Genomic DNA, 560 nt, shown 5'->3' with positions numbered 1-560 from the left:
TCACCGCGCAGCCCGGAGATGAGTGTCACTACCTCGCGCCGGGCCACCGGGTCGAAGCCCGTGGGAGGCCCGGCCAGAAACAGCCGCCGCGGGCGGCCGATGATGCCGAGCGCCACATCCACGCGCCGCTGCTGGCCTCCCGACAGCGCCGAGACGCGCTTGCGGGCGTGCTCGGCCAGACCGACGGCCGCGATCGTCTCATCCACGTCCCGATGACGCGGGTAGTAGCCGGCGAACTGGGCGACCAGCTCGCGCACCGTGGCGGCGGGAGGCATCCCGCCCGACTGCAGCACGATGCCGATCCGGGCCCTCCAAGCCAGACCTGCGGTCTGCGGGTCCTCCCCCAGCACCGTCACCTCGCCGCCGTCGCGGGTGCGGTACCCCTCCAGGATCTCGATGGTCGTCGACTTGCCCGCCCCGTTGGGACCGAGCAGGGAGACGATCTCCCCCTCCGCGATCTCGAAGCCCAGGTCGTCGACGACCCGGTTGGGCCCGGAGGCCGTCTGCAGGTGGCTGACGCGCCCCGCCGGTTGTGTGTTCATGCCTCCCATGCTAGCCCG

At 72.3% G+C, this 560-nt stretch carries 1 protein-coding gene; it reads right to left on the bottom strand.

The genetic code is table 11. The features are described from left to right. Nucleotides 1-542, bottom strand: a 542-nt coding sequence (locus ABF648_RS10215) for an ABC transporter ATP-binding protein (RefSeq protein WP_415632174.1), incomplete at its 3' end; no start/stop codon positions are given. Nucleotides 543-560 lie beyond the last annotated feature (18 nt).

The sequence above is a fragment of the Propionibacterium sp. genome, assembly GCF_047719395.1.
In the GTDB taxonomy this organism is placed as follows: Bacteria; Actinomycetota; Actinomycetes; order Propionibacteriales; family Propionibacteriaceae; genus Propionibacterium.
The sequence above is the reverse complement of the archived record's forward strand: the minus strand, read 5'-3'. Positions and strand labels throughout refer to the sequence as shown.